The 15,916-nt window shown below is 40.5% G+C and carries 17 protein-coding genes; 16 read left to right on the top strand and 1 reads right to left on the bottom strand.

All coding sequences use genetic code 11. The features are described from left to right. Positions 1-57: 57 nt before the first annotated feature. The 16 genes from AAA970_RS25585 to AAA970_RS25510 all read left to right on the top strand — a co-directional run bounded on the left by AAA970_RS25585 (position 58) and on the right by AAA970_RS25510 (position 15,134). Complete coding sequence (locus tag AAA970_RS25585; RefSeq protein WP_338239594.1) at positions 58-405, top strand: hypothetical protein; 348 nt, start codon at positions 58-60, stop codon at positions 403-405. An 84-nt stretch (positions 406-489) separates the two neighbouring features. Beyond that, the gene (locus AAA970_RS25580; RefSeq protein ID WP_338239593.1) at positions 490-846 is read left to right on the top strand and encodes a DUF4134 domain-containing protein; all 357 of its coding nucleotides are present in this window, start codon (positions 490-492) and stop codon (positions 844-846) included. A 287-nt stretch (positions 847-1,133) separates the two neighbouring features. Then, positions 1,134-3,572, top strand: coding sequence for a TraG family conjugative transposon ATPase (locus tag AAA970_RS25575; RefSeq protein WP_338239592.1), 2,439 nt, complete (start codon positions 1,134-1,136; stop codon positions 3,570-3,572). Positions 3,573-3,576: 4 nt separating this feature from the next. Further along, complete coding sequence (locus AAA970_RS25570; RefSeq protein WP_338239766.1) at positions 3,577-4,635, top strand: TraJ family protein; 1,059 nt, start codon at positions 3,577-3,579, stop codon at positions 4,633-4,635. A 5-nt stretch (positions 4,636-4,640) separates the two neighbouring features. After that, positions 4,641-5,255 carry a conjugative transposon protein TraK gene (traK, locus tag AAA970_RS25565; RefSeq protein ID WP_338239765.1) on the top strand — a complete coding sequence of 205 codons (615 nt, stop codon included), beginning with the start codon at positions 4,641-4,643 and terminating at the stop codon, positions 5,253-5,255. Next, positions 5,233-5,580: a hypothetical protein gene (locus tag AAA970_RS25560; RefSeq protein ID WP_338239586.1), complete on the top strand. Its 348-nt coding sequence runs from the start codon at positions 5,233-5,235 to the stop codon at positions 5,578-5,580. The genes traK and AAA970_RS25560 overlap by 23 nt, the downstream gene beginning before the upstream one ends. Then, a complete protein-coding gene (gene traM / locus AAA970_RS25555; protein WP_338239764.1) occupies positions 5,567-6,751 on the top strand; it encodes a conjugative transposon protein TraM in 1,185 nt (394 codons plus the stop codon). Before AAA970_RS25560 ends, traM begins: the two co-directional genes overlap by 14 nt. Position 6,752: 1 nt before the next feature. Beyond that, a complete protein-coding gene (gene traN / locus AAA970_RS25550) occupies positions 6,753-7,577 on the top strand; it encodes a conjugative transposon protein TraN (protein WP_338239583.1) in 825 nt (274 codons plus the stop codon). Further along, positions 7,574-8,095 carry a hypothetical protein gene (locus AAA970_RS25545; RefSeq protein WP_338239763.1) on the top strand — a complete coding sequence of 174 codons (522 nt, stop codon included), beginning with the start codon at positions 7,574-7,576 and terminating at the stop codon, positions 8,093-8,095. The genes traN and AAA970_RS25545 overlap by 4 nt, the downstream gene beginning before the upstream one ends. 44 nt (positions 8,096-8,139) lie before the next feature. After that, on the top strand, positions 8,140-9,825 hold the full coding sequence (locus tag AAA970_RS25540; protein WP_338239762.1) for a DUF3945 domain-containing protein: 1,686 nt from the start codon (positions 8,140-8,142) through the stop codon (positions 9,823-9,825). Between the two features lie 20 nt (positions 9,826-9,845). Then, a complete protein-coding gene (locus AAA970_RS25535; RefSeq protein WP_338239761.1) occupies positions 9,846-11,807 on the top strand; it encodes a type IV secretory system conjugative DNA transfer family protein in 1,962 nt (653 codons plus the stop codon). Beyond that, positions 11,804-12,457: a hypothetical protein gene (locus tag AAA970_RS25530; protein ID WP_338239759.1), complete on the top strand. Its 654-nt coding sequence runs from the start codon at positions 11,804-11,806 to the stop codon at positions 12,455-12,457. Before AAA970_RS25535 ends, AAA970_RS25530 begins: the two co-directional genes overlap by 4 nt. Continuing rightward, positions 12,454-13,110, top strand: a complete 657-nt coding sequence (locus AAA970_RS25525) for a hypothetical protein (protein WP_338239758.1) — start codon at positions 12,454-12,456, stop codon at positions 13,108-13,110. Before AAA970_RS25530 ends, AAA970_RS25525 begins: the two co-directional genes overlap by 4 nt. Beyond that, on the top strand, positions 13,098-13,757 hold the full coding sequence (locus AAA970_RS25520; protein WP_338239757.1) for a hypothetical protein: 660 nt from the start codon (positions 13,098-13,100) through the stop codon (positions 13,755-13,757). Before AAA970_RS25525 ends, AAA970_RS25520 begins: the two co-directional genes overlap by 13 nt. A 4-nt stretch (positions 13,758-13,761) precedes the next feature. Next, on the top strand, positions 13,762-14,421 hold the full coding sequence (locus AAA970_RS25515) for a hypothetical protein (protein WP_338239756.1): 660 nt from the start codon (positions 13,762-13,764) through the stop codon (positions 14,419-14,421). A gap of 11 nt (positions 14,422-14,432) precedes the next feature. Further along, positions 14,433-15,134: a hypothetical protein gene (locus tag AAA970_RS25510; protein WP_338239754.1), complete on the top strand. Its 702-nt coding sequence runs from the start codon at positions 14,433-14,435 to the stop codon at positions 15,132-15,134. Positions 15,135-15,436: 302 nt separating this feature from the next. On the opposite strand, the gene AAA970_RS25505 is transcribed toward AAA970_RS25510, so the two are convergent. After that, positions 15,437-15,904 carry a hypothetical protein gene (locus AAA970_RS25505; protein ID WP_338239753.1) on the bottom strand — a complete coding sequence of 156 codons (468 nt, stop codon included), beginning with the start codon at positions 15,902-15,904 and terminating at the stop codon, positions 15,437-15,439. Positions 15,905-15,916: the final 12 nt, after the last annotated feature.

Below are 15,916 nucleotides of genomic sequence, written 5' to 3'. Positions count from 1 at the left end.
TCTCAACTTTGGATTAATCAAAACAAATAACTCACTAACAATTAAACGATAACGATTATGAGTTGGAGTAATTTCTTTTTATTGGTGAACGGAATTTTTGGGATTTATTTTGGGGTGGTGATATTCATGGAATACTTGAAAAATCGCCGACAAAGTTTAGATAGTGATGCCTCTGGATTAACCTTTGACATGGGGGCGTTGGTCGCTGAGGATAGCGCTCCGCCTGAACAGGTGAAGATGGAAGACTTTAAACCGAAGGAAACCCAAGCAAAGCATGAAGAGGATCAAGAGGTGATCTTTAAAAAAATCCACGATGAAGGCATTGAACTGGAGGAATATTATGCCCGGTCTGATGAGTTCATGAAGGAGCTTAATAAAAAGAATGTCTTCGAAGTGGCAAGTTAGCGAGGATTAGGGCAAGTAAATTAATCTACCTCACTCAGAGGAATACATTTTCATTCATATTATTCACAACAAAACAATTTTCTTATGAAAACTGTCATGAAATCTTTTGCCCAAATTTTCGGGGCTATTGGAAACAAAGTGCGTAAATGTGGTACCGCTTTTATCGTTTTAATGCTGACGATGTTGGCAAATGTCTCTGCTTTTGCTCAGGGCTCTGTAGGTATCGATGCTGCTACCACGGAGTTGCTGACCTACATTGAACCACTTGGAAATCTGATTCTTGCCATTGGTGGGGTGGTAGGATTCATCGGAGGAATCCGGGTGTACAACAAGTGGAACAATGGAGATCAGGATGTAAACAAGGCTGTCACCGGTTGGGTTGGCTCTTGTTTATTCCTGGTCTTGGTGGGGACTGTGATTAAGGCTTTTTTCTCCATATAAATCGATGTTTAAGCGACATCCGGTTTTCAGGGGGCTGCAACGGCCCCTTGTTTTCAAGTTTGCTAAGGGACGCTACATTTATTGGTTTGGAGGCTCACTAATAGGCGGCTTTGTAATTGGAATGGCCGTTGGGGCTTTTAGTATGATGGCGGGAATCTTTACGGTCATTGTTTTGACGGGCGGAGGGATAGGGTATACTGCTTATAAGCAGCGAAAAGGACTGCATACCAAGCCTGAGGATAAGAACTATCATATCATGCTCCCGCGGAGCTTAAGACTTAAATCTTATGACAAAACTAAAGAAACAGGCTTTTGAATTGCCCATCATCGGGATGGATCAATTTGAAGGCTATTCGATCTTTTACCAAGATGAGGGCGATTTTTCAGCGATGTTTGAAATCACCAATACGGTGGAACAATATTGTGCCTCAGCGGAATCCTATGAGCTGTTTCATTCTGCCATGCTCAAAATCATTGGTAACCTGAAGGAAGGGGATATTCTCCAAAAGCAGGATATCCTCATTCGTAAGCAATATAAGGCGGAGCCTCAGAGTGATTTCCTTTCGGAATGCTATCACAATCATTTCGAAGGCCGCTGGTATACAGAAATCAAGACTATACTCACGATTACTCACCAGGTAAATCGTAGTGCACTGTATAGTTTCGATCCGAAGAATTTTGAGGATTTCAAAGCGACGATCCAAAAGGTTTATTCGGAGTTGAAGGCGTCGGGATTTAAACCAGATCTTTATCTCTCTGATTCGATTAGACAAACCGTTTTACGAGAAGTTTCTTTTTCTTTTGACAGAGCCGTTTTAAGCATCGAAAATTTTCATGCTACCGAGAAATGGATAGGCTTGGCCAAAGACAGAAGAGTTGCTGTTAGAAGCCTGATCGATACGGACAATGTTGATCTTCCCGCGCAGCTTTCGGCCTGTAGAATCCAAAACATCAACGAAAGGGACTTTCCGGTAGACTTGATGTCCTTGTTGTATTCCGTACCTGATTATGAACTTATTATCTACAATCAAATTATTGAGGTAGTCAACAGGAGTAAGACGAAAGCCAAGCTAGAGGCAAAGAAGAGAAAGCATATTGGCATTCCTGACCCTGCTAATGATTATGCTGTTCAGGATATTGAGGCGCTTCAAAAGGAGTTGGAAAACTCTAATTTAACGCTGGTTAACAGCCATTTTTCAATTCTGGTGAAAACGCACAAGGCTAAACTGGAGGGCGTTTTGAATCATATTGACAGTAAATTAAAAGACATCGGGGTTAAGGCTTCGGAAACGGCTTATAACCAGTTTGAGCTATTTAAAGCGAACATCTCCGGCAATGCCGGAAGCCTGAAGCATTACGACCGCTTTCTGACTACGGCCAATGCTGCGGTCTGCTTAATGGCAAAGGAAAGATTGCCACAGGACGACCCAACTGACTTCAAAATTTATTTTGCCGACCGTCAGGGAGTACCTGTAGTTTGTGATACCAATGAATACCCGCGTTCCTCTGGCCGTACCACGAACCGGAATAAGTTTGTTTTGGGACCATCAGGATCAGGAAAATCCTTTTTTATGAACGCCCTTCTACGGCAGTTCTATAAATACGGGATGGATATCATGTTGATTGATGTGGGGCACAGTTACAGTGGCCTGTGCGATTATTATAAAGGCCGTTATATTACTTATTCTGAAGACAATCCGATCACGGTTAACCCTTTTTTGATCACTCCTGAGGATCTAAAAGAAGAAGAAAAGCTTCAGAGTTTAGTGAGTTTGGTCGGTATTCTCTGGAAAGGGGCGGATGGAACATTAAAGAAATTGGAGGATTCCATTTTAACCGAAACCCTAAGGGACTATTTTACGGCATACTTTGAAGAAAAGACCATTGATCAGCTGTGCTTCAACACTTTTTATGAGTTTTCCCGCGATCGAATTAAGCAGATCAAAGAAGAGAATCAGGTCGATTTTGATTTGCATGAATATCTATATATCCTCAAAACCTTCTATAAAGGAGGGCAATATGATTTCCTCCTAAACAACACGATGGATTCTTCTCTTTTTGATGAGCAGTTCATTGTTTTTGAGATCGATAATGTCAAAGATCATCCGGTGCTTTTTCCTATCCTTACCTTAATCATTATGGATATCTCTCTCCAAAAAATGAGAAAGAAGAAGGGTCCCAAAGCCCTGATCATTGAAGAAGCCTGGAAGGCTATAGCCAGCCCGATGATGGTGGGTTATATTCAATATCTGTACAAAACCTGCCGGAAGATGTACGGAGAGGCGGTATTGGTGACGCAGGAATTAGAAGATATTATATCTTCTCCAACCCTGAAAAAGAGTGTGATTGGGAATTCAGATATCTTTTGCCTGCTTGATCAGTCCAAGTTCAAAGATAGCTATGAAGAAATAGCCAATGTACTTGGACTAAATGAAACCGAGCAGAATAAGATATTCACCATCAATAATTTGGATAACACCAAAGACCGGGGGCCTTTCAAGGAAGTGTACATTAAAAGAGGCTCTTCAGGAGAGGTTTACGGGGTGGAAGTAAGTGCGGAGGAATATTTTACTTTCTCAACCGAGCGGGTAGAAAAAGAAGCCATCAAGCTCTACATGAAGATGCATGGCAGCTTTGAGGATGCCGTAAAATCGTTGGTTAGAGATTTTAAAGCCTCTGGCTTAAGCCCGATGGATTTTGCCAAACAGGTCATATCAAAACAGTAATAATATGTTCAGCTTTTCAGAATTATTTGATTTGGAATTCCTGAAATTCATAAGGGAAATCAGGAATATTTTCGGTTATACCGAATTAATGGAACATGCCCGTTATGGTCGTTATCTGGCCGGAGTGTTCACGATGCTTTTTATGGCCGTTAAAAGCTATGGAATGATTGTGGGTGACCGTGACTGGGAGATTATGCCGCTGCTTCGCCCTTTTGCGATTGGTTTGGTGATTATAAACTGGGGAAGTTTTTTGATCATTTTGGATGGCCCTTTGAATGGCTTGAGTCGTTTGGGTGAAGTTCAATTTGAAAGGAAAATTGAAACCATTAAGGCTGACCATAAATTAGTCCGGGATTTGAGTGTGGAATTATCGATGAAACTTCTGACGGGGACTCTTGAAGTAAACGGGGGCTCAGAAAAGGAGGAGAAGGGCTTTTTTGAGAAATTGGGAGTGGACCTGAGCCGTATTGGTGAGATGATTTCAGGGGCGGGAATTTTAATTGTCTCATTGCTTAAACAAACAGCCAGGGATGCAGGGACTGATTTAGCGCATTCGTTTTATCAGATTGCTTTTTATTTGATTCTGATCATTCAACAGGTGTTCCTGGTGATGTTAGGTTTGTTAGGGCCTTATGCTTTTGCGATGTCCATATTACCGGGCTTTTCGGATAGTTATATCCAGTGGATAGCCCGATACATTTCAGTGAGTTTGTACTCTTTTGTGGCTTATACCATTGCATTGATGTCAATGTTTATGATGGATTATGCGAACCGATCTAATATCTCGGCTCTGCAACAAATCTTAGACAATGAAGAGCATTATATCTCTTATGTGCATCAAATGAATTTTTCAATGTCACTGCCGGCAATGTCGTTTATCATCGGTGCCTTATTGATGTTTACTGTTCCGACTGTTTCCACTTGGATTGTCAGTACCTCCGGATTGGGTAATGCATTAGGGAATGTAATTAGAGCTGGGCATTTGGCATTAACTGCGGGCTCTTCCGGAGCAGTTAAAGCCGGAGCAGCATTGAATAAGTTGACTTCTTCACCAGAAAACTAAAAGTTATGTTTTTACAAAAGATAGAAAATAAGATTAGACTGGCCATATGGGTAAGTGGTGGGAGCTTTGTCTCCTGCATTTTGATTGTGATCCTTATTCTGATGTTTACCAATATCCAGCTGGACAAGACACGAAAGAACATTTATGTTCTGGACGAAGCCACTCCCATATTGGCCAAACAGGTAGGAGTTGAAGCTAACCGGGTGGTTGAGTACCAGTCGCACGTAAACCTGTTCCATTTGCTTTTTTGGACACTTCCTCCGGATGATAAGACGATTGAAAGAAACATTGCAAAGGCAATGTATCTGGGCGACGAGAGTGTGTACGCTGAATACACTAATGTTAAGGAAAAGGGCTTATACGGCCAGGTAATTAACACTTCTTCCACCTGTACAATCGAAACGGACTCCATCACGATTAATCCGTCTTCCCATGAATTTATCTATTACGGCACGCAGCGGATAGAGCGGAAAACAAGTGTGATTATCCGGCAAATCGTAACCACTGGTCTGCTTGAAGATGGTCCCCGGACGGATAATAATCCGCACGGGGTGATGATCACCAAGTATCAAACTTTACTCAACAAAACCGTGCGCAATGAAAACAAACGAATATTCTAAGGATAAGAAGCCTAATGAATTTCTTGACAGGCTTCAGCGAAACACCGAAAAGCATAAAGTGGCCACGCTATTGATAATCGCAGGGCTGTTTGTATTGAGTTTTATTGCGAATGAAATTTATTATCGAACACGACCTAAGGTGCGGGCGGACTTCGCTCCTTTGGAGGAAAAAGTGATGCAGACTCAACAGGATTTCGCTGAGATCGACCGCTGGCATAAACTGGAATCACAGTTAACCAGACTACTGGAAAAAGATAGCCTGACCACCGAGGATTCCTTATTACTGAAACAAATTGAAAAGGAGATTCAAAATGAGACAGATTAACTGGAGACATCCCAAATATGTGATACCTGCTCTGCTTTATCCTTTCACATTCTTCTTTTTTTATCTGGTGAAAGATACCGTCTCATGGGCGAAAGAGCCGGAAGAAGAAGTAAGGGTAATTGAGGGGATAGACTTTACAATTCCCGAGCCCCATCTCAACAAAAAGCAGATTGAAACCAAGATGGAGGCGCTTAAGTCCCGCTTCCAAAAGAAAGGGGACCACACTGCAATCAGGGGGCTGGATGTGAATCGGAAAGGGAAGGAAAAGCTGAAACAAGAGCTAACTTCACAGGAGTTAGACAGCCTGATGTTTAGCCTCGATGATCAACCAACCATGCAAGAAAAGGTAGAAAAAGCCTTACAATCCAAACAACCAAAGCGTGGCATAGATCTTTTTGTGCAGCAAAATGGAAAGGAATACCTGCTACCGGAAAACAATAATCCGCCCCTCATTAAAAAAACTAAACCACAACCAAAGGCGTCACCCGCACCAAGGCAGGAAGATGAGGTTGAGGAGTTTAAGAAGCGTTTGGCGGTAATTGATTCGATGATGAAAACTCCGGATCAGCGAAAGCAGGAGGAGTTTCAAAAGCACTTGGCTGAAGAGGAGAAAGCTAAAGAAGCGGCCATAGTACCGATTAGTAAAAGTAAAAGTACGGTAAGCGGCCATTTCAATACGCTCAACAGCAATAATGAGCACAATATGATCAGCGCGATACTGGATGAGGGACTAAAAGTGACCTCCAATAGCCGTGTCAGAATTCGCCTTTTAGAGGATGTTTACGCTGGGGAAACACTGATCAGAAAAGGCCAATACCTTTTTGGAACCGTCAAAGGTTTTTCCTCTCAACGAGTGAAGATAGAGGTCTCTTCCCTGCTGCATGAAGGCAAACCCATCCCGGTAAAACTGAACCTGTACGACAATGATGGGATGGAAGGGCTTTTTGTGCCGGAATCACAATTCAGAGATTTTACCAAAGAGTTGGCAAGTCAATCAACACAGGGAATGACCATGTCAGGTGACCCGGAAAGCTCCGGTCAGTTCTTCTATAAAATCGGGCAAAGTGCGGTCTCAACTACCAGCAGAGCCTTTCAAAAGGCGGTCAAAAAGAATAAGGCCAGCCTGAAGTACAACACTATTGTATACCTCATCGATCCTAAACAGCAATAAGATGAAAAGATTACTAATATTATTAATCCATCTTCTGTCGACAATAGCCGTGGCGCAGGAGATTCCTGAAAAGGACCTTCAGGGAAGTGAACTGATCATGGTGCACATTAATCCGGAGGTGACCACTCACCTGGTCTTTTCGGAAAACATTCAGACCGTTGATTTTTCCACCGACCGTTTGGCTGGAGAAATGGCAACAGCAAATGTATTGAAGCTGAAACCACTGCCTGAAGATTTAGAAAATAACGATCAGTTGGGAGTGGTCACTGTTATATGTGAGAGCTATATGGCGCAGTTCCTTCTTTTTCCTACTCAACCCAAATTGGCTACCAAAAACCTATTAATCGGTCGTAATGAAGGAATTGACCTGATTGTCCCTAATGTTGAGATTGCTCGTCCTGAACTGGAACAAATTGGTATGAAGGTGATGAATACTAAGCCGAAGTACCACATTGTAAAAGCACAGGATTATAAATTCGAAGCCCGTTTAAATAACATTTATACGGTCGGGAACTACTTCTTCGTAGACGTCTCCTTATTCAACAAGACCAATATCAAATACGATATTGATCAGATCCGATTTAAGATCGAAGATAAAAAGATACAGAAGGCAACTAACTTTCAACAGGTTGAGCTGCACCCGGAGTTCGCCCTCTTTAATACCAAGAGCTTCAAAAAGAAGTATCGAAATGTATTTGTGTTCGAGAAGTTCACTTTCCCGAATCAAAAGGTGTTCTCTATCGAGGTTTCAGAGAATCAGATTTCCGGCAGGACGGTAAATCTACGGGTAGACTATTCAGATGTACTTAATGCAGACACACTATGAGAAGCTGGATCATCATATTGCTGACGCTCGCGTCTTTTCCCTGCTTTGCACAGCAGGGATATAATTATTTCTCAATGGCCGGAGGACTTTATCACCCAGAAATGTTGATCGGAGAAATGTCCCTGGAGTTTGGGCAGAAGTATTACCGCATGTGGGAGGTGAACTTTGACTATGCCCACCGTGACCGGATGACCACTTTCACTATTCCTCCGACTACAGAAGAAGGAGAACCCACTGTAGGGGAGAGAAGAGAGATTGTCAATAGCTTTAAAGGAGGAATAATCTATAAGCCTGTGTTATTCCGAAGTCGGAATATGATGCTGAGCTTCAGAACCGGGGCAAGCCTAGGGACTAATACTCACCAATTTATTGCCGGTGCTACGGCAGGCTTTGAATTCTCCTATACTACCAAACAGGGCATTGTGCTCTTTCTTCGACAAAAAAATGAGGTGGTCTTTTGGGATGATGATACCTGGAGGGTTGGGGGATTGGTGGGGCTGAAAGTACCATTGAATTAGCTACCTGAAAGGAACCCATGTTTAACTCTTTTTAAACTAATCAAATGGAAGAACGAAAAAACATATTTGCAAGGATTGAGGATACCATCAGGAGTTATTTCAATCCGGAATTTCCGGTAGTACCAAAGCTTCGTAATGAACTCGGAATAGATCCGGTATTTAATTTCAAGGGTTCAAATGATCGTGTAAAGGGGGTTACAAAGGTGGGTAATGTCGCTTTATCAGAAGTTCAGAAAAAAGCTTTATTATCAGGTTCGGGTGTTTGGGTCAAAGGTGTTGATTCCAGCCTGGGAAAACTGGATGTGAAGTTACAACATTCTTCGATCTCCAAAATAACAGGTACTATTCTCAGCGAGATTAATCCTTTGGAGCCGAATAAGTTTGCGTCCAGGCTTACAGAGTTTGGGAGAGTGTATATTCAAAGTCCGGAAGATTATTTCATGGACGGGGAGGGGATCAGAAAAGGGTATCCTAGTTTCAGACCAATTGATTTTCAATACTTATCAGTGATTAACGATGCTGATAATATGATCATAGACCATCGCATTAATCATGCTATAGAAGGACTTTTTAAGGATTTAGGGATAAGAGATACCGTGGAAGATCAGCAAAAGACCGGAAAAGTTCAATTAACAGACGATCAGCAAGAGGCTCTTAAATCAGGGCATAAAGTGATTTTGAAAGGGATTGATACCTCTTTTGATAAATTTGATGTGATGATACAGGAAAGTAAAGGGCGGTTGGAAATCAGGGATTTATATGTGCATGATAAATTCGAATTTATTACAAAATTGGAGGATTATATGCGTAGTTTTAATTTGTCAAAAGAGAGTGAAACACTCGAAAGATCAAAGGATAGTCCAAATTTTTGGTATGTGCAATATTTTTTGGATAATTCCGATTTCAGGATTTCTACTCAAGAAAAAAGATTTAACCCCAAAAGTATTAAGGAGATAGGGGATTTTACTGAAATAGAACGGATTGAAAGAGAAAGTATTTCTCAAAAGGTGCTTGAAAATTCAGCCCTCGGTCTTATTGATGTAGGACGGAACTACTTCAATGCGGGTAATTCAATGGAAGTCTGGGGGATTACTTCTAAGGCGGAAAGACCTTATGATTTTATTCAGGCCGTTAAAGACCATCAGCTTCATCAAAAGGGGGTTAATGTTGATCAAATTTCAATTTCGGCAGAAGCAATAAATAGGGAAATGATTCGCTTGCAAGAAAGATTAGATCTGCATGCGATTCAAAGGCTGCACAAAGATTTAGAAATGAAAACTATTTTGAGCGGGTATTCCACGGGTGAAAAGCGAGCTATTGTTGAGAAATTGGACCAGGAACTTAAGGATGGTTATGAAGTGAATTTTTCAAATGTAGACACTGCCTTTGGTAAGGTGAATTTTTCAGTAGTCGATGATTCTTTCAAAAGGTATGTGAGCAAATTTGACTTTCAAAATCCTGTCGAGGCAAAGGAAAAAATCCAGCAATACCAAAAGGAGTATCAAAGCGATCAGCGCACCCCCTACCTTCTAGAAAAAGAGGTTGTTAGTAGGTTTGAAGCAGGGATATTATACATTGATTCAAGCATTGAAAGATTTCAAAAGAACCAACAAAGCACCAAGGTAGAAAGTGCCTACAAGGATCTGGAACGGTCGATTATTCAAAATGCTCAGGTTTCTTCGAGTACAGCCAAGACTGATATTTCCCAAATCCTGGGAAGAGGAATGTAATCATCATAATTATTACTCAAATGGAAGAAAGTAAAGAACTTCAAAAGCTCTACTCCATGTTACAGGGAGTAATCTATGTGACCATTCTTTTGGAATGGCTGGTCTTTTTCTTGCCTGTGGAATATATTCCGGAATGGTCGGGAAACCTACTGATGCGTATTAGCAGGTTCGGGATTTATGAGAATGCGATTTATTCGAAGTTCCTGACTTTCTTCGTGATCGGAATAGTGAGTATAGGAACCAAAGCGAGAAAGAATCTGACGATCAATCCCAATACCCAAATCCGAATTCCCTTCTTTTTGGGACTGGTCGTCTTTTTTGGCGCTTTAGTGCTTTTTATGTATCCAATACGTTATGATTGGCTAGTGTATTTGGTTCAAAGTATCATTGGTGCCTTGTTGTTGCATACCTCACTGGATAACCTTTCCAAGCGAATTAAGAATAAGCTGGCCACGGATCAGTTCAATGAAGAGAATGAAACTTTCCCGCAAAATGAAAATCTTTTGGACAATAATAGATCTGTGAGTTACCGGATGTCTTATTTCCACAAGGGGAAAAGAAGAATGGGTTGGATGAATATTACTGATGTTTTCCGAACCGTCTTTTTGATCGGAAACCCCGGTTCCGGAAAGACTTTTTCCATCATCCTGAATTACATCAAAACGTTGTTAGCCAAAGGATTTTCCATGTTGGTGTATGATTTTAAATTTCCCGGTTTAGCAGAGGTGACTTATTATCATTATCTGCTTAATAAAAAACGAGGGATACTAAAAAATCATAAGTTCCATGTGATCAACTTCAAGGATGTGGAGAAGAGCCGAAGGGTAAACCCTTTATCACCAAAGTATATCTATTCATTGCCAGCTGCTCAGGAGGCGGCTGATGCGATAGTGAGCGCCTTGCAAAAATCAGAGTCTCAGCAAGAGGGAGCATCGCAGTTTTTTAATCAATCAGCGATTAACCTGTTAGGGGCTGTGATCTACTTTTTTAGCAGGTATGAGGGAGGAAAGTACTCCACTATGGCACACGTCTTACTCTTTTTTACTTTGAGTTATGAGCAAATTTTCAATGCCCTGAGCACTGAATATGAAATTCATAGTCTGATTAGCCCATTTATGGACGCGCATAGGAATAAGACTTATCAGCAGTTAGACGGTCAGGTGGGTACGCTTAAGATTAACCTCTCCAGACTGGCGAGTAAAGAAACCTTGTGGGTTTTTTCGGGGGATGATATTAATCTAAAGATTTCAGACCCGAATGATCCATCCATATTGGTCTTGGCTAATCATCCGGACTTGATGAATGTGAACTCGGCCTGCTATTCAGTGATCATGAACCGATTGACCAGGGCATTGAATGAAAAAGGAAATCTTCCAGTTTCCTTGGTAGTGGATGAGCTGGCTACTTTTTTCATTTACCAATTAGACACTTTGATTGCCACCGCCCGGGAAAATATGGTAGCGGTCCTATTGGCCTTTCAGGATCTTTCTCAGTTGGAGAAGATGTTCGGGAAACAGACCGCTGCTAGTATTCAGAGTGTTCCGGCCAATATTATTTCAGCCGTCATCAAAAACAAACAGACTTTGGAGTGGCTGGAGAAGCTTTTTGGCAAGACGATGCAAGTCAGGAATGGAGTGAGTATCGACCGCCATAAGGCTACTTATTCACAAAATGAGTTCATGGAAAATACTATTCCGGCCTCCAAGATTGCGGACCTGAAAACCGGAGAAATAGTGGCTAAGCTGGCTTATGAGAAAAAGGATCAGGAGCAGCTTTCGGTGAATCACTCTTCCTTCAATTGTCGAATAGAAATGGATGTAGATGCAATCAACAGAGAAAAATCACAATATCAGCCTACGCCCATTTTTTACAACTTCAATGGCAATAAGGATGCGATTCTGAAAGAAAACATGCTGAAGATTCAGGCGGAGGTATTTGAAATGGTCCAGTCAGTAAAATTTAAAAATACTGTGGCATCATGAAAAGGGTAATAATTTTTTATGTGATGATCATGCTTCCTGTTGTGGTGATGGGGCAGGATAAACCAGTAACCGATGCAGCGGTTACTGCAGTTTTAAAGCTTCATGATGATGATCAAAACAACTTGATGGATGATTCCAATGATTCTCAAAAAGGATTGGCTGCCTTGGGCACTGCCATGCAGACTCAGGTTGATACGATGAAAACTATTCTGGTAAGGCTCTATAATGCCAAAACCAAAACTCAGGAAGTGGTGAAAAACCTGTATGATGTGGCTTATGCTTTTGAAATAGCAGTTCAAATATCGGAGTACCAAAAACAAGCCTATGATTATGCTCGTGGAGATGCAGAGCTGTTTTTACTGATGCTCGTACTGGAAAAGAAAGTGATTGAGCGGATAACGATGTTAAATTCTCAGATCGCTTTAGCACTCGCAGGAGGCTCTAAAAATATGCTGGACAATAAGCAAAGGGATAATTTGATAAAGAATGTAGTCAAGGAATTGAAGTACATCAGAGGTATGATGTATGGGATACGCCGTAAGGTTAAAAGTGCAAGTTTCGCCAGGAAGTTTAAGAACCCCAAACCTCTTCAATTGACAGATAATCGCAAGCAAATCGCTCAGGAAATCATTAACGAATTAAAACAATGAAAAACTTTCTACTCGTTCTATTTCTGCTGCCTATCCATGGTTTTGCCCAAGTATATGAATTTGTCATGGATGTAGAATACATGATAAATTCAACCAAGTCAGATGCTTTACTTTCTTCCTATCAGGGATTTACCAATAACCATTTAGGAGAAACGAAGGATTACACTGGCAAATCATCAGAGCGATTAGCCGCGGTTACAGCGATGACTACCGTGGTCTATGAGACTCATAGGACGGTGAAATCAGTGATGAAGGATTCTAAGTCTATAGCTGAAGTGAGTAAGATTTTGGCTGATATCTATAAGTATCAGGCAGAGGTTTATAAAATAGCGAAAGGAAATGCTCAAATGATGCTCATCGCTGCTGATCTGGAGCAGAAGTCTGCGGGCAGGATCATAGATTTATTGGACTATGTAAATTCCTTTGTATTGAAAGAAGGGAAGGAAAATCTACTGGATGCAAAGGAAAGGGCTAGTTTTATTAGGTATGTCATTCAGGAATTACGGGTGATCAGAGGAGTCTCTTATGGTGTGGCCAGAAGAATGAAAACCGCTCGATACGGTACCCTATGGGATTATATCGGAGCAGGACCAAGTATAAAAGATTATAGACCACAAATAGCAAAGGAGGTGATATCAGAATGGAAAAGATAATTAAACTACTAATAATCTTCTTAATACCGATTCATTCATGGTCATGGGCACAAGCACCAGTAACTGATGTGGCTATTTTAAGTCAAAAGACTGCGGCTTATGTTGGTCAGACTAATCTTTTGAAAACAAAGAAAAAGACCATGTCAAATATGGTCACAAACAATACGGCCAAACTGGCCGAATATGAGATTGTCAAATCAATTGAGTCCAATTTCGATAAGGCAAAGACAACGGTAAAAGCTGTAATCAGAAACTCCAAAGATGTAGTGCGTATTACTCAGATTATTGATGATATCTATCAAGTACAGTCTCAAATAATGAATCACGGGCAAGGGCAAGCGGAATTATTTGTAGTGGCCTATGATATTGAAAAAGCAGTGATCCGGCAGATAGTGGAATTGACCAAGTATTTGAATGACTTCGCACTGAAGGGAGGAGAAAAGAATATGCTCAATAATGCAGAGCGGGCAAAGGTGATTATTCACGTTTTAACTGAGCTTCAGGAAATACGTGGGGAGTTGTTTGCAGCAGAACGATTAATGAGGCGGGCAAAAAACGCTCATAAGTTCAATAAAAGCCCCAATAAGCCCTTTGAAGATAGAAGGGCGGTGATTGCTTTGGAAATTATTAACGAGTATAAACAGTAGCATTATGAAAGTAGCACTCACTATCATTTTTCTTTTGATTTCTCTGAAGGGAATCGCGCAGGTGCCTCAGTATGATCGAGGGCAGCGAGACGCTTTATTGGAGCTACATCGGGATTTGACAAAGAAATTGGAAGAATTTACAGCTTCTACAGGGGCAACAGCCTTAATAGAAAAGACAAATTCAAAGGATTATCAGTCGTATGTTCAAAAGCTTCAGGCTATTCAAAAGTCCAGAAAACTGACTATTTCTGTAATTGAAGATATAGCTGAAGTAAAATATGCTTTTTCTATTGCCGATGATATTTATGAATATCAATCGAAAGCAATAAAAGTAGCATCAAAAAATAGTCAGTTAATTCAGTTTGTGACTGAAGTTAATTTTAAGATGGGGAAGCGAATAAACTCCTTATCCACCTATATCGCAGGGGTAATTGCTTTACAAGGAGATTTGAATTTGATGGATGCTGAGCAAAGAAATGAGGTAATGTCTCATATCATTGGAGAACTTCGGGTCCTCAGGGGGGTAAGCTATAGTTTATATCGCTCAGCGATCAGAGCAGACTTAGCCTTTAAGTTAAAGGCAGGTAGAGATAACCCTAAACCCATAGAGGATCATAGAAAGAGGATAGCACAAGAAGTAATTCAAGATTGGTACAACAATTAAAATTTGATCTTATGAGATTTATTATGACAATGATTTTTGCGATTTTATTCTTTAGCACTTCGGCTCAAACTATTACTCCGGTACGTGATGCGAAAAAGATACGGCAACAACAAAGATATTGGGAGGTTTATGATCGATGGGGTGATATTAATTGGTTCGAAAAACAGTGGTTTATTTTTAAAGGTTATCGTCCATATTTCAATGAGGGTGATAAAAGACTACATCCATATTTTTGGGCACAGGAAGCAGCAGTAAAGGAACAAAAAGATGCGGAAAGGACTAATTATATATGGGCAGATGAGCATTTGAAATTGATTGAGATTGATTTTGCAAACAGGGCTATCCATCCGGAATATGAGTTATATTTTAAACCTCGATATGAAGAGTTATTGGGAGAATACAAGGTTGCATTTTTAGATTTGGTTGAAAATGAAATGGAGGAATCAAACCTTTTAATTATAGCTAATGAGTGGGATAGGATTTGGGAGCAGCAAGAATTTGTTAAAGATGCCATGCTAGACCGGGCAGATTACTCCAGTGAGATGTTTACGATACAGGAGGAACTCCAGGAACATTTGGTAATAATGAGGAAGCTTTCTCGTAAATATGCACTAGTAAAAAAAGGCTATCATAAAAATCCGAATAAGCCGATTGTAGATAATCGAGCTGAAATTGCTAAACAATTGATTTATGAGCTAAAATATGGGCAATAGTATAGATGGCTGGTGAAAGGAAATTCTCCCTGCACCATTTACAACATTGCTTTCCGAGTAGTTTCGGACTTTGTTTTGTATAGAAAACTTATCCAAACAATATCGCCTTCATGACGTTAGTCTCTCTCAGACCAGAGATTTGCATACGGCTTCCTTCAGATTATACCTCACGGTAAACACCCTCTTCTTCTGCTAGGAGGTTAGCACTATTAACCCCCACTACGGACTTACACCGATTAGTTAATCGCTAAGCACGGCGCACTATAAAAAAGCCTGTCTCAAATCGAGACAGGCTTTTTTTCTTAGAAAGTTATTGTCTTGGACCAGGGTAGTTCATCTGGAGAAATAATTATTTCTTCATTAATTATTATATCTGAGGTTATTTCACTCCCGCAAAAATAACTAAGTCTAAGATTTTGTTCTGTTTGAACCTCGGTTGATTTTGGTATTCTAATTTTAAACTTCCATTCTTTAAGTTTAGAAGAGGAAAGAATTATTTCCTTAAAATCTTGAAAAGGAATTGTAAATGGTGCTGCTCTGTTAATATATGGTGTTGATATAGTGTTTTCAGTGGATACGTAATTATATGCCCCTGATATTACTTCTATTTCCATATTCTCATTAAACTCCTTGGAAGGGTCTCCGTCAACCATCAAAGAGAATGCAGTTATATATTCATCATTATTTCCTTCAGGTGTAGGATCCTGACCATTACCCCCACAAGAAAATAATAGGGCTGATATTGCGAAAAATAATGCTAATTTTTTCATAATTATAGAGTT

Source organism: Persicobacter diffluens (assembly GCF_036244895.1).
GTDB classification, from domain to species: Bacteria; Bacteroidota; Bacteroidia; order Cytophagales; family Cyclobacteriaceae; genus Persicobacter; species Persicobacter diffluens.
Note: the sequence above shows the minus strand (reverse complement) of the source record. Positions and strands in the feature narration are given on the sequence as shown.